The sequence below is a fragment of the Flavobacterium granuli genome (genome assembly GCF_900129705.1).
GTDB lineage: Bacteria > Bacteroidota > Bacteroidia > Flavobacteriales > Flavobacteriaceae > Flavobacterium > Flavobacterium granuli.
On record NZ_FQWO01000002.1, the window covers coordinates 309,683 to 325,963 of the forward strand.

Here is a 16,281-nt window from a genome sequence, read left to right on the forward strand (position 1 = left end):
TTATGAAATCAAATTTACTGCTGCTTATTGAAACTGCTTTCCATATTTTTTAAAAGCGATTCAGCTGACCAGCCTCCAGGGACTATAATGCGTCTAATAGTATAAAGCGGATCAATCGAATCTCTTTTGGCAGAAAGGATAAAGGCCATTTTATAGCCGGCTTTTTTTACCTCAGGAATAGCTTCTTTGTTCCATAGTCCAAAGGGATAAGCGAAATAATCTACCGGTTTACCAATGATTTCTTCCAGTTTCCTTTTTGGTTTTACTAATTGGCTATTCCAATCCTCACCTGAATATTTAGTGACCATATGGTGATCCCAAGTATGAGCTGCTATCACATGTCCATTATCAGCTAAACTTTTAATTTGATCTTTTGTCATATAGTTAGGACGGTTAATGGAGACAGTCATGATAAAAAACACTCCTTTTAAACCTTGTTTTTTCATTTCTGCAGCTCCTATGGTGAATTGTTCCTCACGGGTATCGTCAAATGTAATCATGACAGGCTTAGTAGGCAATGGTGCATCATAAACCAAATAATCATAGAGTTGGTCCGGCAAGATGGTTTGATAGCCATTATCATGCAAGGCTTTCATTTGTTCAGCAAAAGCCTCTGGAGTGACGGAATAGGTTTTCATGTCGCTACTGTCTCCGGCTAGAATTTTCCGGATGCGGTGGTAGCATAATACCGGTACTTCTTTTTTGGATAGTATGGTGGCTGAATTAGCCATTTCTAACAATTTAGGCTCTGTTTTTTTCTCGCTAATGGAGGATGTTTTGGAGATTTCCTTGTTGATTTGCGCTTCTTTTTTTTGGCAACTAAGAACTAGAGAAATACAAATAAAAAAGTAAAATGCAGATTTTTTCATACTTCAAGGTTTAAGGTTTCCCAATTTATTGGTATTGAATGTAAACGGGTTTTGGAGTAAATTTCAGCAGTTCCTCTGGAGTATACATGCCGTTTGGGTTATTTTTGGTATCATTTTTATAAAATAATTTAAAGCCGGTAAACTGAACAGGTTCTCTATAGATGTAACTTAAATAAGTAGATCTTTTTAGAATTTTACTGCCAAAACCATCCATATCAATCACTAGCTGTACTTCTGGGACTGTTTTTATTTTTTTATAATTGGTGAGCATACCTTGGGTAAAGCGATGTACAACAAGCACTTTAGGCGCCAACTTATTTTCTCGGACAATTTTTGCGAGAATATCAATTGCGTCATTGACATCATCAGCGGTAAAACTGCCAATTTTAGTGCCGGGAACTTCTCCATTTTTCAATGAAAATTCAGGATCGATTCCTAAATGAACATGAGGTAATTTTAAATATTTTTCCAGTTCGCTAACTTCGGTTTTTAGAGAGCTATGTCCCACTTGAATATCCAGAAATACTAAAGCATCGATGGGTTTTGCCCAATCTAAAATAGTGTCTATTTGTTTAAAAGGCATGCGCATGCGATGCATATTATCCTTTCCGGGTGCACCTTGAGCCGTTACTGCGATATAGTGCAAAGCAGGAATGGCCTTCATGGTAGAATCTGCGGCTTGCCATTTTGCCACTTCGCCCTGTAATTTTTGGATCATCTCCGCTCTTGGAATTTCTCCCAGAATTCCCATTCTTTTAGAATAAAGATTACCGTAAAAGGCTATAATTCTATGGTATGGCAATATAGCGCCGTCTAGTGGATATGGAGTTTTGACAGGCCATCTTCCGGTAGTGTCTTTATTACTTAGATGAAGTATTCTTTTGTTGTAATCGGCGGTGTCGATTGTGCTAACTGCTTTTTTATTGGCAACATCAGAGGTTACAGCCGTTTCTGTTTTTGGCTGTTTTTTTGAGTTTACTTCGTCTGCAGCTTTGCCTTTGTTGCAACCGGAAATGCTAAATAAAGTGATCAATATAAGGAAGGCGATAGCGGAATTTTTCATAAAAATAATCTTCGATTAAACACAAAGGTAAAGCTTTTAATGAACGGGAGATTTATTAGTATAGTATTCTTAATATCTATTTATTAGGGATTATTTTTAAAATCCCTTTGCTCTCCACAGCCAGGTAAATATAGCCATCCGGACCTTGAGCGACATTGCGCACGCGCCCAATATCTGTTGCTATTTTTTGTCGTCCAATGATTTTATTTCCGTTTAATTTCAACAGTTCCAGATATTGGAATTTTAAGGAGCCCACAAGCAAATGTCCTTTCCAATCCGGATAGCGATCTGAAGTCACAAAAGCCATTCCGCTGGGGGCAATGGATGGCACCCAATAATAGATTGGATTTTCGATTCCTTTTTTTTCTGTTTTAGTGCTGATGTCACTACCGTCATAATCGATTCCATAGGTCACAATGGGCCAGCCATAATTGGCTCCTTTTTTTATGATGTTGATTTCATCGCCTCCTTTGGGTCCATGTTCGTGTTCCCAAATAGCACCCGTAAACGGATTTTTGGCTAATCCTTGGGGGTTGCGGTGTCCATAGGAATAAATCGCTTCTTTACTGCCTTGCTTTCCTACAAATGGATTGTCTTTTGGGATGCTTCCGTCATCATTAAGGCGGTATATTTTTCCATTGTCCCTGCTGATGTCTTGTGGGTTAACAAAATGATCTCCGCGTTCTCCTGCCGAAAAATACAAATATCCGGCATTGTCAAAAACGATTCGGGAACCAAAATGCTGTCCTTTGGTGGTGTTGGGTGAGCATTTATAAAGCGATTGAATATTGGTCAGACTTTCATTTTTGAGTTGGGCACGAATGAGTTGGGTATTACCGCCTTTGCCCGTGCCTTCGCTGGAGGCCAGTGTCAGGTAAATCCAGCCGTTTTTAGCATAATTGGGATGCAAGGCAATGTCAAGTAAACCGCCTTGTCCCTGATTATAAACCTCTGGCACGTTTTTTATTTGTGCTTTTCGACCATTTTTGATTCGGTATAGTAAACCACTTTTTTCAGTGACTAATAGGGTGCCATCTGGAGTCCAAGCCATTCCCCAAGGAATGGGAATTCCGTTAGCGATGGTTTCTAATTTATAGTTCTTTACCTCTTCTTGAAGTGGGACATCATTTGGATTGGATTGTGCCTGACAATTAAAAAAAATGAAAGACAGCAAAAAGAATTTAATTTTATCCATGATTTTATTTTTTGGTACAAGCTTGATTTAAAGATAGTAAAAGAAAATCATTGGCTGGCTTTTTTTAGGATTTTGAAGGTTTATTTTATTGGAAATAAAAAAAGACCATCCAGAAGGACGGTCTTTTAAGGGGCTACTCTTAGAACAATAGAGTAGCAAATAAAAACAACGTTTATTTTTTTAAGCTTTAAAGAAGCTTTTAGGAGTTAGTGTTGGTATTTTTCATCAGTCAGCGTTTCCATGAAAGCGATTAATGCTTTTTTTTCTTTTTCCGTCAGATTCAGTTTTTCTGAAGACAAACTTTGATTGTCAACGATAGTTCCAGAGCCTTGGCCTCCGCCTTTATTGTAAAAATCGATTACTTCTTCTAAAGTCGAGAATACTCCGTTGTGCATGTAAGGCGCAGTTATCGCAGCGTTTCTAACGGTTGGTGTTTTGAAAGCATTTTTTAATTGCGGCATTTGATGTTGTGTGTATCTTCCTAAATCGGGACTTATTTTTAAACTGTTTTTTTCTGCGGGTGTACCGATAATCTCGTGTTCGCTTGTATTAAATTTTGGAGGAACTGTTCCGTTGAATAAAGGAATGAAATGGCAAGTAGCACATTTGGCCTTTCCTGAAAAAAGATTGAAACCTAGTTTTTCTTCGGAAGTTAAATCAGTTGATTCCCCGCGAATGTATTTGTCAAATTTACTGTCGAATGCATTTAGGGAACGAATATAACTCGCCAAGGCATTTTGAATTTGCCATTGCTCTATTTTATTTGATTTTGGGAATGCTGCTTGAAATGACTTCAGATAGTTTTTATCCTTATTTAAATGTTCTGTAATTTCCGATATGTTGCCATGCATCTCCTCTTTGTTTTGAATGACATCAGTGCTTTGTTTCTCCAAATCCAATTGGCGCATGTCCCAAAACTGGGCGTTCTGCAAGGATGCATACGTCAAAGTGGGTGTGTTTCGACTCAGACGGCCTCCTTGTAAGGACTTATTGGTTTTTAAATTATCTGTAAATGCCAAATCGGGCTTATGACAAGAAGAACAGCTTCTGGTTTTGTCCTTCGAAAAGGAATTTTCATTAAAAAGTTGTTTTCCCAAGGCTGCTTTTTGGTCAGTATATTGGTATTCTTTTGAAGGAATGAACGCATTTACATCAAAGGCATCTTTGTCAAAAATAGACGCAGCATTTGGGTTTACCACATTGTTTTTGTCTATGTTTTTTATAGCATTTGTTTTCTGAAATGAAATTAGATTTTTGTGGATTGGATTCAAGAAATTCTTGATAAAATAAGCCCTGTCGAAAGTGTTAAAATCCGAATTGGAATGGCAATATTCTTCTGCCTGAAGACACAAATCCTTTATTTTTTGTTCTATTTGTTTTGATTTTGCTCCTTTGTAATCCATTTTGTCAATCAAAATACCTAAAGCATTCAAGCTTGTTTTTGTTTCCGGGATAGATTGCAGGGCGATAGGAGAATCAAATCCAGTGATTCCCAGTGCAAGAATGCGGTTGATTTGCATTTTGGCTGCGTCTATAACGAAATCATCCGAAATGGTGATTGCGCTCAAACTTTGTCTTACCTGATTCAAATTAGCTTTAATCATTTTAATTTCTCGAACTAAATCGACTTTGTTTTTAGGCTCATAATTTGGATACAACAGTTCTTCTATAACTTGAAAGCCATTTGGAGGCAAAAATTTATTTTCGGCAACTTCTAGTTCGTCTAGAGCGGGACCATTAATGAATCGCGCCGGATCTGGCGTAAAATATTCCACTGCCCATTCTATTTTTTTATAGGATAGTCTAGTAGATTTGAAAGCGTCCCTAAGCTTTTTTTGATCCGTTTCTTTTTCGGCAATCTGTAGAAATTCATTTGTTTTTAGTTCAAATTTTTCAACATCTGCCAGTAGTTCCTCTTGGATACTTAGACGGCTATATTCTTTTTCACAACCAAAGAGCACAAGTGCAAGAGTGAAGTTGAGAATAAAAATAATTTTTTTAGTACAAATGCTTTTAGAGAATTTCATTTCAGGTAAAATAAAAACAAAGGCAACCCTTGACAGAGTTGTCTTTGTTTATGGGTATCAAAAATTATTTTTGTACGTTTCTGATAATTACGGTTTGACCTCCTTCTTTATTGGTGTTTACACCGCTTCCGTCAGGATTTAAGAAAGCATCTTTTTGCCAAGTGTGAGGGTGAATGTTTACAATAAATGTATTTGGCACTCCTATTACATCAGAGATGTCTTCCATAGCTCCATATTCCCAACTTCCCAGTTTAGTAGTTCCGGTTTGATTGTAGGTTGCATTCCAAACGGCATCGTCTCTTTTATGATTCATGGTCAACCATGGTTTGTTTACTTTTGTAGCAATATTGTATTGCCAGATATAAGAGTCGTGTTTTGCATTTGCATAGTAAGAATCTCCATCCTCTTGGATGTAAACATAATTCTCAGTCACGCAGATATTATCTGGATTGATGATTCCGGTTCCGGGAGTCGAATCGCCTTCAACTACCAATTCTAATTTTCCTGCTAATGGACTATTCTCGTTTAAGACCAATTTGTATACTCTGCCCCACATGGTATATCCGGCAACTGGAGCGCCACCACTGGCTTGACCTGTAGCTGTAAAATAGATTTCTCTGTTGTTTTTAGCAGAACCTTTTCTGTAATCTACATCTTCAACTCTTGAAAAACGGATTGCGCCTAAATTATTTACGGCAGTATTAATAGCAGCTCCTGTTATGTTTTTGGCATTTGGAATCTCCACAAATGACACATCAAAAGAGTTGCCTACAGTCATGGAAGTTTCAGCTTGCACTCCGTCATTTCTTTTTAAGGCATATAATTTACCGTTAGTAAGGTCGCCAACAACATCGCTTACATACATGATAACTTGTCCTGCACTCGTATGATCGGTTGAATAACTTTGGTCTTCACCAATAAGAATTACTGTTTTGCCGGAATAAGCTGCTTTCGTAAGCGGAACAGCATTTTCCATACTCGCTTTTCCTAAGGCTGGTAAAACACGGTCTGTTCTGCTTTTTTGGCTGCTTAAGCTGAAAGGATCAATGCCGTGCACCATACTTTCTTCGCCACTTTCTCCAGCGGTTAAAAATAGTGGGCCAAATCCGTGAATTGCCGGAGTGGCCAAAGTTGCAGAACACAAACGGGTCATGCCTCCAATTCCGTCAACGATATAATCTCCTTTTACCGGTTTTAGGGTTTTGTCAAAATAGACTCTGGAAACCGATTTTAATATTTCATGGTTCGTAATCATCATGTAACCGTCCCCGTTTGGATCTTTCATAAATCCTGCTCCATCAGGTTGTGCTCCATAAACGAAACCAGGTGATTGTGCCAATACATCAGTACTGCTGATTAATGAAGTAATCTTTAGGTTTTCGAAACCTTCTTTGGCTACCACCAAAGCAGGCATAGATGAGCTGTTAAAATCAATCAAAGGATTCGGTTTGCTCTCGTTAGTGTCATTTTGGCAACTTACAGCCGCTAAGCTTACGACAGATAAAAGTCCGAGTTGTTTCAGATAATTAAATTTCATGATTCTTTTTTTGAATTAATTTTTTTACAAAGAAACAGTGAAGAAATCGGAAAGAGGTTATGAGACTTTATGGAAATAGTGACTATTTCGTTAAGTGTAGGTAAGGAGAATATTACCAAGTTAATTTTGAGTAAATAGAAACAGAAGGAGGTTTTTTTAATCAATGCTGTCGTAATCGTTTTGTCCTTATGATAAAGAACGAACAATGAAAAACAGAAAATTCAATTTCGTTCAGCTCAGGGCAACTATTTTTCAAGCTTGATTTTTACCGCTCAATAACTTTTAAAATTGATCTGAAGTAAAGCCATCGATTGTTCATTTTTGTAGGACAAATTGAGCTTACTAAGCCACAATAAGCTAATCTTTTAAAAAGTCTTTAATCATAAGAAAAAACATATAAATTTATACTTTTAGACTAAAAAACAACATAAAATCACCAAACGGATAATGCATAGTTAAAGCATGGATAGTGTATGGATAAAGCATGGATAGTGTATGACTGATGTATCAAAACTGGAAAGCAGTAATAAAACACTAAAAAAGAACCAACCTAAGCACTAAAAATGACTTGTCGAATTCCTACAAAAAACCACTTAAGACGGATAAGGAATAATTAGAAAAACAGAAGCTTTTAAATCAAAATTCAGAGGAGTGAGGAATATTGAATTTTGCCTCTTTAGGCTAACTTCAATTTATGCATAATTTTTGAAATTCCACAGCTTTTCGCATTGATTCGTTTTCTGTTGTCATAACTTTTGAGTTTAAGTCAGACATACAATTCGGATTATAAAATGGTAACCTCAAGATTTTTTATGGTAACCTTTATGGATACCTTTTTTTCTCAAAATAAGCTGTCAAAGTTGTCAAATGACAAAATCTTCATTTTATAATAAAACATCGTGAAGTCTCGCTTTCATTACCGCCTTAAAACAAAAAAAGCCACTCAATTTCTTGAATGGCTTTTGAAAGCTCCCCCTCTTGGGCTCGAACCAAGGACCCTCTGATTAACAGTCAGATGCTCTAACCAACTGAGCTAAGGAGGAAACTGTATATTTTAAATGTAATTAAGAACGTTTTGTTGTGCTTTAGTTGATGTTGTTTGTTCGTCTAAGCGGTTGCAAAGATAGGCTATCATTTGGTTTCTGCAAATAAAAATCAAACTTTTTTTAATTTTTTTTACTTGCCAATAATCGCTTTGTAAATATCGTTTCCATTAGCAAATAGAAGCAGTGTTATAAGTAAAACAAAACCAACCATTTGGGCGTTTTCTAGAAATTTATCGCTCGGTTTCTTGCCGGAAATAATTTCGTATAATAAAAACATTACATGACCTCCATCAAGCGCCGGAATAGGCAATAAGTTCATTACTCCAAGCATAATTGATAGTAAAGCCGTGATAGACCAGAAAACTTCCCAGCTCCATGTACTCGGAAAAATATCAAATATGGCTTTAAAACCGCCTACTTGTTTGTACGCCTTGGTTTCAGGGTTGAAAATCATTTTCAATTGTTTTCCATAACCTACTAATTGGTCTTTTCCTTTGGTAATTCCCACTGGAATGGATTCCATGAAACTAAAGTCTTGTTTGCTTACTTTATAGTACCCTAATTTCTCTAATGATTCCATGCTTATACCGCCTAGATTTACTCCTAGCGTACCTTCTTTAGAAACTTTTACAGTGATGCTTTCCTCTTTTTGATTGCGCAATACAATTGCAGGAATGGTTTTTCCTTTGTTATTTTCTAAAATCAATTTTGCTTCATCGATATATTTCGTTTTTTGACCGTTTAGAGAAAGGACTAAATCTTTTGCTTGTAATGCTTTATTTGGTGATTCCTCACTTACGGCACCGATTGCAAACGGCATTCTGATACCTACTATAGGTGTTTTTTCAATTTTAGATAATTGATCTACAAAGTCATTCGGCATTTTTATAGACTGTTCAATTCCGTTCCTTTCGATAAGAACCTCTTTGGCCATAATAATTTTCATATTGATGTCGTTGTCAAACTTGATGATTTTTGTGCCATCAACGGCCAAAATTTTATCACCCGTTTTGAAACCGGCATTTTGCATGACTTGGTTGTCGATTAAAAGACCGTCTTTCAAATCAGCATTGGCAATATAGGTGTCGCCATAAGCAAAGGCCATCCCGATATAAATAATGAAAGCCAAAATAAAATTGACCGTCACACCACCCAACATGATAATCAAACGTTGGTAAGCGGGTTTGGAACGAAATTCCCATGGTTGCGGTGGCAAAGCCATTTGTTCCTTGTCCATGCTCTCGTCAATCATTCCGGAAATTTTAACATATCCGCCTAGAGGCAACCAACCGATTCCGTATTCGGTTTCGCCAATTTTCTTTTTTATAAGGGAATATTTCACGTCAAAAAATAAGTAGAATTTTTCGACTCTGGTTTTGAATAGTTTAGCAGGAATAAAATGTCCTAATTCGTGAAGTATAATAAGTAATGATAAACTCAATAAAAATTGAGAAAGCTTGATAAATAGATCCATTTTTTAATTTTAATTCTTTTTACAACTCACAAAAGTAAGGTTTTCTATTTGTTTTATTGACAATTATTGTTCCAGAGCATTTTAAAAGTTTGTTAATTAAATCGAATTTGAATCCTTAGTTTCAATTATGTCCTGTAACTTTACTTTTTTCGAAAATTAAGCTCCCTTTTTTTAGATTTAAATTACTTTAAAAATTCAGTATTATGTCCTCAAAATTATTTTCTACTCTTCAAATAAAAAGCATTACGCTTAAAAACAGAATTGCGATTTCTCCCATGTGTCAGTATTCGTCCTTGGATGGTTTTGCCAATGATTGGCATCTGGTGCATCTGGGCAGCCGCGCCAGTGGTGGTGCGGGATTGATTATTCAGGAAGCGACTGCTGTTTCGCCCGAAGGCCGAATTTCGCCCGAAGATCTGGGAATTTGGAAAGATGAACATATCGAGAAATTGCAGTCGATTGTTCGTTTTATCAAAAGTCAAAACGCGGTTGCCGGAATTCAATTGGCGCATGCCGGACGCAAGGCCAGTTCAGCATCTCCATGGAACGGAGGAAGAAAGCTTACTATTGAGAATGGAGGATGGGAAACCGTAGCGCCTTCTGCAATAGGCTTTCATGAAAATGAAGCGGTTCCGCTTGCCTTGGACAAAGCGGGCATTCAAAAAGTGATTTCCGATTTTAAAGCAGCCACCAAAAGAGTTGTTCAGGCAGGCTATCAGCTTCTGGAAATTCATGCCGCCCATGGTTATTTATTGCATCAATTCATGTCGCCTTTGTCTAATTTGCGAACCGATGAATACGGCGGAAGTTTCGAAAACAGAATCCGTTTGACGATGGAAGTTCTAGAAGCGGTACAATCAGAATGGCCAAAAGAGTTGCCTTTATTTGTTCGAATTTCAGCTACAGATTGGGCGGATGGCGGATGGAATATCGAAGAATCAATCCAGCTTTCGAAAATTTTAAAAGAAAAAGGAGTCGATTTGATCGATGTTTCTTCGGGAGGAGCGGTCTCACATCAACAAATTCCGTTGGGACCCAATTACCAAGTCCCTTTTGCAGAACAAATAAAAAATGAAACCGGAATATTGACCGGAGCCGTGGGTTTGATTACAAAATCAGATCAGGCGGAAGAAATCCTCGCTAGCGAAAAAGCCGATTTAGTCTTGTTTGCCAGAGAATCCCTAAGAAACCCAAATTTGGGATTGACATTTGCACAAGAACTAAATGCCGATGTTCAATGGCCTAAACAATACGAAAGAGCTAAAAAGTAAGATTTTAAAACATATAAGTCATATAAGTTTTACTTTTAGATAGTATAAATAAATTCAATTTCTTCTATGAACTTACATTTCTTATCAGTTAAAAAGGCAACAGGAATCTTTCTCTATTTTAAAAACTTAAATGGCTTATATGTTTAAAACATATGCCTGCCACTAATTTAAAAAATACTATATGCAAAAAATTAAAACCGCACTGCTTTCTTACGGCATGTCAGGAAAAGTATTCCACGCTCCGTTTTTGGCCATTCATCCCGGATTTGAACTGCTTGGTTCCTGGGAAAGAAGTAAAAAACTGATACAGGAAGATTATCCAGAGGTAAGAAGCTACCCTACTTTGGAGGCCGTACTCGATGACGATATTGATTTGGTGATTGTAAATACACCGGTTGAAACTCATTTTGAATACGCCAAAAAAGTATTGCTGGCAGGAAAACATGCTATTGTCGAAAAAGCATTTACCACGACGGTGGCCGAAGCACTGGAATTGGCTGCATTGGCCAAAGAAAAAGGATTGAAATTGGCCGTTTTTCAAAACAGAAGATGGGATAGTGATTTCAAAACCGTGCAGCAAGTTGTTTCGGATCAGGTTTTGGGAGAAATTGTCGAAGCTGAATTTCATTTTGATCGTTACAATCCGAATTTGAGTGCTAAAACGCACAAAGAAACGGCTAATTCCGGAGCCGGAATTTTGAAAGATTTAGGGCCACATTTGATTGATCAGGCTTTGAGTTTGTTTGGTTTGCCTCAATCTGTTTTTGCGGATATCCGAATTACCAGAACACACTCTTTGGTAGATGATTATATCGATATTTTGCTGTATTATCCTGATGTAAGAGTGAGACTGAAAGCTGGTTTTTTTGTCCGGGAAGCCATTCCTTCTTATGTGATTCATGGTAAAAAAGGCTCGTTTTTAAAAGTGCGTGGCGATGTGCAGGAAGACGATTTAAAATTAGCTAAGAAACCCAATCTTGATACTTGGGGTAAAGAGCCCAAAACCAAAGAGGGAATTCTTCACACAGAGATTAATAATGATGTATTGATCGAAAAGATACCAACACTTCAAGGGAATTATTATGATTTTTTTGATGGAGTTTACAATTCTATTTCAAATGATACGCCTGAACCGGTTACAGCGCAGGACGGAGTTCATGTCATGCAAATTATTGAAGCGGCAATACAAAGCAACAACCAAAAGAAAGTGATTGATTTATAGTTTTGCCTTTAGCAGAAAGCAATAAATGTTCTCTAAATACTCTGAAAGTAATTAGGGAACATTTATTTTTATAAACAATAACGTTGTATTTTTGGTTAAAAATGCAGCTAAGTATATTCGTTTAGACCTTTTTGTACCTTTGCAGAATTAAACTTCTAAAATTATTTCTTTTGATAGATTTAAACTTCATATCCCGTTTTAAAACCAAAGCAAAATATAAAAAAACCTATAAAAATGCCAAGGTTTCATATCTGAATAGAATTCGTTGGGCGGTTTCGATGTTTTATTTTGCCATGGGTTTGTGTTTTGCCACTTGGGCCAGCCGGATACCGGATATTAAAACGGCTTTGCATCTTGGCGAAGGTGAATTAGGAACTATTTTATTTGCATTGCCATTGGGGCAATTAGTGATTATGCCTTTTTCAGGAAAATTAGTCACCCGTTTTGGTAGCCATCGCATTCTTATAATCTCGTTGTTATTTTATGCTTTTAGCTTGACAAATATTGGTTTGGCTTCTCAGACTTGGCAATTATTGGCAGGATTATTTGTATTTGGAATTTTTGGTAACTTGGCGAATATAGCTGTAAATACCCAAGGAGTTTATACCGAAGTACTTTTCAAGAAAACGATCATGTCTTCTTTTCACGGAATGTGGAGTTTTGCCGGATTTACGGGCGCTTTGGTTGGTTTAGGAATGCTGGCATTGGAGCTTTCGCCTTATCATCATTTTCTGGTAGTTGGTGGAATTGTATTGTTAATGGTGGCTTTAAATTTTAAATTCTTAATAAAAGCCAAAGAAACCATTAAAGCCAAAAAGAAAAAAAGGTTCACCAAACCGGACAGTGCTTTAATTTGGCTGGGAGTAATTGGTTTCTGTGGGATGGCAAGCGAAGGCGTGATGTTTGATTGGAGCGGCGTTTATTTTAAGGATGTGATTAAAGCGCCTGGCGCATTAGTAATTTTAGGTTATACCTCGTTTATGATTATGATGGCTGGAGGTCGTTTTATTGGGGACGGTTTGATTCTTAAATTTGGACGAAAAAAAGTCATGCAAATTAGTGGCCTGATGATTTCTACCGGACTTTTTGTTTCTGTATTTTTTCCGTATATTATTCCATGTACTTTTGCTTTTATGCTTGTGGGATTAGGTGTTTCTACGATTGTACCAACGATTTATAGTGTGGCTGGAAAAAACCCAACGGTTCCTCCTGGGGAAGCACTAACAATTGTTTCGAGTGTGAGTTTTCTGGGATTTTTAATGGGACCACCCGTGATAGGTTATATTGCCGAGTTGTTTGGTTTGCGATTCTCTTTCGCTTTTATTGGAATCTTCGGAATTTTGATAGCCCTTATGGTTTCCAGAATCAAAGCAATCGAGTAAAATATATTTTTACACTTTTTTAAAAAACCGACATGTCCTAGAAAAACAGTCGGTTTTTTATTTTTTACTGAAAATCAGTAACTTAACGATTTTTTTGTTATTTTTAACATTAGTATTCAAGCAATTGTGTTTTAAATTGTTTTTGAATACTAAATACCACTTTTTCTATTTTTTTGTAGAGCCTAATTGGGTGATGCGTTTATTTCCAAAGACCTTTTTCTGTTATTTCTGCCATAGTATTCCTTTTCGGAATATTTTTTATGGCCAGAAGTGAAACAATCATTTTTTTTATTTAACAGACAAAATTTCCTGATTCATTAGGGTTTTTTGGCGAAAAAATAGAGACAGGCTTATGAGAAATGGTATTTTGTCACTCTTGTTTATTTTGCAGATGGGATTTGTTTTTGCCCAAAATAATGCCGGAATTTCGGGTAAGGTTTTAGATGCGAAAACAATGCAACCCTTGACTTATGTAGTTGTTTCAATCCAAAATACAAATTGGACGGAACTCACGGCAGCGGATGGGAAGTTTCTTTTTAATGCTTTGCCATCTGGGGATTATCTGATTCTTTTTCACAATCAGGGATACAAAGATGCTTTGGTTCCCATAAGTTTGAATGGGGGTGAGTTACTAGATTTAGGAACCATTTTACTAGAAGAAGACCAAATTTTAGAGCAGCAAAGTGGATTAATCCGGCTTTTCGAAAACGAGCTGACAGATGACAATAGCGGTTCTGAGAGTACTTCGGGTCTTTTGCAATCATCCAAAGACGCTTTTCAGCAGGCAGCAGCTTTCAATTGGGGACAGGCAAGATTCAGGGTGCGCGGTTTAGACAGCGAGAATGCAACGACGATGATTAATGGCATCACGATGAACAAACTTTATGACGGTAGGCCGCAATGGAGCAACTGGGGCGGACTCAATGATGCTACTCGAAATCAGGAGTTCTCCATCGGCACCGCACCATCCGATTATACTTTTGGAGGTATTTTGGGAACGCAGCAAATCAATACTCGCGCTTCTATTTATAAGACTGGCGCAAGAATTACGGTATCGGGAACCAATACGAATTACAGTTGGCGTATGATGGGAACCTATGCTTCGGGCATGAGCAATGCCGGTTGGGCTTATGTGGTTTCGGCTGGAAAACGCTATGCCGAAGAAGGTCATTTTGACGGAACTACCTATGATGCAAATTCTCTTTTTCTTAGTGTCGAAAAGAAATTGAATGAGCAACATTCGATTAATGTTACCGGTTTTTATACGCCCAATATCCGAGGGAAAAATTCACCAAACACAGATGAGGTTAGGCAATTGACGAGTGAGAAATACAATTCCTACTGGGGTTATCAAAACGGTAAAAAAAGAAATGCAAGAGAGAAAACCATCGAAGAACCCATTTTGATGTTGAATCATTTTTTTAAAATAAATGATCACACTAATCTGAATTCCAGTGTGATGTATCAGTTTGGTAAAATAGGGAATAGCAACCTGGATTATCAAAACGCCAATAGCCCGGATCCAACCTATTTTAGAAAAATGCCGAGTTATTACAGTTCGATGTATGCCAAAGATAATGGGGAGTTTTCGGGTGCGTTTATACCGGATTTTGAAAATGCCGAGAGGAGCAGAACGACTTTTTTAGCAAACCCCCAAATCGACTGGGAGGCAATCTACCGAACAAATCAAAATCCGATTGTGGATAGCAATGGAACCATAACGGGTTATGAACCGGCACAAAGTCATTATGTTTTATACGAAGACCGGACCGATGATCAAACCATTGTGGCGGCGTCTAACTTCAATTCGCAACTGAATGAAAACCTGATTTTGAATGTGGGTGCTTCGTTTCGGGACTTAAAATCTCACAATTACCAAAAGCTGTTGGATTTACTGGGAGGTGCTTTTTTTGAAGATATTGATGGATTTTATAACGGAAGCCAAGCGCAATCTGATTTGAATAATCCACACCGTCAAGTGATAGTGGGCGACGCTTATGGTTACAATTATAAGTACAGAGCCAATACTGTTGATGCTTTCAGTCAGTTTAAATTTTCTTATAATAAAGCCGATTTTTATTTGGCGCAATCCTTCAGTAGTACTAATTATCAAAGAGAAGGTTTGTATCGAAATGGAATTTATGAGACGACCTCTTTTGGCAAAAGCGAGAAAGTGCAATTCGAAAATTTTGGTTTCAAAGGAGGGATTACTTTTAAAATATCGGGCAAGCAGTCATTGAATTTCAACGGAGCCCATTTGACCAAAGCACCCAGTCTTAGAAGTACTTTTCCTAATGCACGATTGAATAATTCGATTGTAGAGAACTTGAAAAGTGAAGCCGTTAATAGTCTTGATATTAGCTATATTTTTCGATCGCCCCACTTAAAAATGAGAGGAACAGCCTATTATTCGACCATAAAGGACGCTACTAAAATTTCCTTTTTTTATGCCGAAGGAATCTTTGATAATGAGGCGGGATATACCAATACGAATGCTTTTGTCAGCCAGACTTTGACTAATCTGAACCGCAAGAATATCGGAGCTGAATTGAGCTTGGAGTACCAACTCAGTACCACATTAAAAACAAACTTTTCGGCTGCTTACGGGCAATTTACCTATGACAATAATCCTAAAGTAAGTATTAATAATGATGCGGTAGCCACTATTGAAAATACGAATCCATCGTATGATTTTGGAACGGCGCTTTTAAAAAATTACAAACAAGCTGGTATGCCACAACAGGCGTATAGTTTGGGAATTGAATATCGAGATCCCAAATACTGGTGGATAGGCACCAATGTGAATTATCTAGCGGATTCCTATATTGATGTTTCACCCATTTCCAGAACAGCACAATTTTATACAAATCCCGCCAGCGGTTTCGCTTTCCCCGAAGCTACCGAGGAAAGGGCAAAGGAGTTGCTAAAACAGGAACGATTTGATCCTGTGGTGTTGCTCAATTTAATAGGAGGAAAATCCTGGAGAATTAAGGGGAAGTACCTGGGACTTTTTGTGAGTATTAATAATATATTGGATAAAAGTTATAAAACAGGCGGCTATGAGCAAGCTCGTAATGCTAATTTCCGTCAGCTCAATCAGGATGTTTCCAGCGGGACACCTTCTTTTGGTAATAAATATTTTTATGGCTATGGCCAAAGCTATTTTGTGAATCTCTACTTCAGTTTTTAATTTTT

10 protein-coding genes and 1 tRNA gene are annotated in these 16,281 nt (G+C 37.3%); 4 read left to right on the top strand and 7 right to left on the bottom strand.

The annotated features are described in order from the left end of the window. Positions 1-14 precede the first annotated feature (14 nt). The 7 genes from BUB25_RS04310 to rseP form a co-directional block, all read right to left on the bottom strand. Positions 15-869, bottom strand: a complete 855-nt coding sequence (locus BUB25_RS04310; protein WP_072940532.1) for a polysaccharide deacetylase family protein — start codon at positions 867-869, stop codon at positions 15-17. Between the two features lie 25 nt (positions 870-894). Further along, positions 895-1,932 (bottom strand): hypothetical protein, encoded by a 1,038-nt coding sequence (locus BUB25_RS04315; RefSeq protein WP_072940535.1) that lies wholly within the window; start codon positions 1,930-1,932, stop codon positions 895-897. Positions 1,933-2,008: 76 nt separating this feature from the next. Continuing rightward, positions 2,009-3,127 (bottom strand): PQQ-dependent sugar dehydrogenase, encoded by a 1,119-nt coding sequence (locus tag BUB25_RS04320; RefSeq protein WP_072940539.1) that lies wholly within the window; start codon positions 3,125-3,127, stop codon positions 2,009-2,011. Between the two features lie 206 nt (positions 3,128-3,333). Further along, positions 3,334-5,154, bottom strand: a complete 1,821-nt coding sequence (locus BUB25_RS04325; RefSeq protein ID WP_072940542.1) for a cytochrome c peroxidase — start codon at positions 5,152-5,154, stop codon at positions 3,334-3,336. 64 nt (positions 5,155-5,218) lie between these two features. Then, entirely contained in the window at positions 5,219-6,691 is a 1,473-nt protein-coding gene (locus tag BUB25_RS04330; protein WP_072940545.1) for a PhoX family protein, read from the bottom strand. 969 nt (positions 6,692-7,660) lie between these two features. Next, positions 7,661-7,734, bottom strand: a tRNA-Asn gene (locus BUB25_RS04335). Between the two features lie 133 nt (positions 7,735-7,867). Continuing rightward, the gene (rseP, locus tag BUB25_RS04340; protein WP_072940548.1) at positions 7,868-9,211 is read right to left on the bottom strand and encodes an RIP metalloprotease RseP; all 1,344 of its coding nucleotides are present in this window, start codon (positions 9,209-9,211) and stop codon (positions 7,868-7,870) included. Between the two features lie 203 nt (positions 9,212-9,414). On the opposite strand from rseP, the gene BUB25_RS04345 reads away from it, so the two are divergent. The 4 genes from BUB25_RS04345 (at position 9,415) to BUB25_RS04360 (ending at position 16,276) form a co-directional block, all read left to right on the top strand. Continuing rightward, on the top strand, positions 9,415-10,482 hold the full coding sequence (locus BUB25_RS04345) for an NADH:flavin oxidoreductase/NADH oxidase (RefSeq protein WP_072940552.1): 1,068 nt from the start codon (positions 9,415-9,417) through the stop codon (positions 10,480-10,482). Positions 10,483-10,663: 181 nt separating this feature from the next. After that, the gene (locus tag BUB25_RS04350; RefSeq protein WP_072940555.1) at positions 10,664-11,704 is read left to right on the top strand and encodes a Gfo/Idh/MocA family oxidoreductase; all 1,041 of its coding nucleotides are present in this window, start codon (positions 10,664-10,666) and stop codon (positions 11,702-11,704) included. A gap of 170 nt (positions 11,705-11,874) precedes the next feature. Next, positions 11,875-13,086: an MFS transporter gene (locus BUB25_RS04355; protein WP_072940559.1), complete on the top strand. Its 1,212-nt coding sequence runs from the start codon at positions 11,875-11,877 to the stop codon at positions 13,084-13,086. 352 nt (positions 13,087-13,438) lie between these two features. Next, a complete protein-coding gene (locus BUB25_RS04360) occupies positions 13,439-16,276 on the top strand; it encodes a TonB-dependent receptor (RefSeq protein WP_072940562.1) in 2,838 nt (945 codons plus the stop codon). Positions 16,277-16,281: the final 5 nt, after the last annotated feature.